Annotated in this window: 1 protein-coding gene and 1 pseudogene; both read left to right on the top strand. The window is 64.8% G+C overall.

Annotated elements, in window-relative coordinates; genetic code table 11:
• Nucleotides 1–188: pseudogene (locus IVB36_RS00020) on the top strand (IS21 family transposase); the annotation flags it as partial.
• On the top strand, nt 185–991 hold the full coding sequence (istB, locus tag IVB36_RS00015; protein ID WP_247390112.1) for an IS21-like element helper ATPase IstB: 807 nt from the start codon (nt 185–187) through the stop codon (nt 989–991). The pseudogene IVB36_RS00020 and the gene istB, both read left to right, overlap by 4 nt.
• Nucleotides 992–1,115 lie beyond the last annotated feature (124 nt).

Below are 1,115 nucleotides of genomic sequence, written 5' to 3'. Positions count from 1 at the left end.
GCTGCGAGGCCGAACTCGCCGATCAGCTCGCGACCGAGCTTGATGCCGGCCGACTGCCCGACCTCAACCGGCTGCGCGCTTACTTCTCTCCCGATCCGGCCTGCGTGCCGCACGTCGTGGTGCAGCTCGCACCGCTCGCCACCTATGAGTGCCTCATCGGTGCCGGCGAGATCGGAGGTGCCGCATGAGCACGGCCAACACCATTGACACCGCGCGCCTCAATCTATTGCTCAACGAGTTGCGGCTGCCAGCCATCAAGGTGCTGTGGCCGCAATTTGCCGAGCAGTCCGACAAGGAAGGCTGGCCGGCGGCCCGCGCCACCATTGCCGAGCACGAGATCGCCGAACGCGGCCGCCGCCGCGTCGAGCGCCATCTCGTCGAGGCGCGGCTGCCCGCTGGAAAGACCTTCGACAACTTCGACTTCGAGGCTGTGCCGATGATCTCCAAGGCACAGGTGACCGCGCTCGCCGCCGGCGATGGTTGGCTCGGCAAGGGCGCCAATCTGCTGCTGTTCGGCCCGCCCGGCGGCGGCAAGAGTCACTTGGCGGCAGCCATCGGCCTGGCCCTTATCGAGAACGGATGGCGCGTCCTCTTCACCCGCACCACCGATCTCGTCCAGAAGCTCCAGGTGGCGCGGCGCGAGCTCAATCTCGAGGCCGCCATTAACCGCCTCGACCGCTTCGACCTCCTGATCTGCGATGATCTTGCCTACGTCACCAAGGACCAGGCCGAGACCAGCGTGCTGTTCGAGCTCATCAGCGCTCGCTACGAGCGGCGTTCCATGCTGATCACCGCCAATCAGCCCTTTGGAGAGTGGAACAGGGTCTTCCCGGATCCTGCTATGACGCTCGCCGCCATCGATCGCCTCGTTCACCACGCCACCATCGTCGAGATGAACGTCGAAAGCTATCGCAGGCGCACCGCGCTCGAGCGGAAGCGTGGTCCAGGGCGACCATCCTCGCACGCGACACCAAAAACACTCGCTGATTGACGCTCCGCGACAATCAGAGCGAACAAAACTCTTGCGCGCGACAATCATCGCGGCAATCATCACCTCGCCGCGACACCGACTCGCCATCCAGATTGTCGCGCGCTTCCCATCCAGATTGTCGCGC

The sequence above is a fragment of the Bradyrhizobium sp. 35 genome, from assembly GCF_023073215.1.
Taxonomy (GTDB): domain Bacteria; phylum Pseudomonadota; class Alphaproteobacteria; order Rhizobiales; family Xanthobacteraceae; genus Bradyrhizobium; species Bradyrhizobium canariense_D.
Note: the sequence above shows the minus strand (reverse complement) of the source record. Positions and strands in the feature narration are given on the sequence as shown.

What these genes read in the sequence shown, in the direction of transcription:
- istB (WP_247390112.1), top strand. Translation starts at nt 185, where the DNA reads ATGAGCACGGCCAACACCATTGACACCGCGCGCCTCAATCTATTGCTC.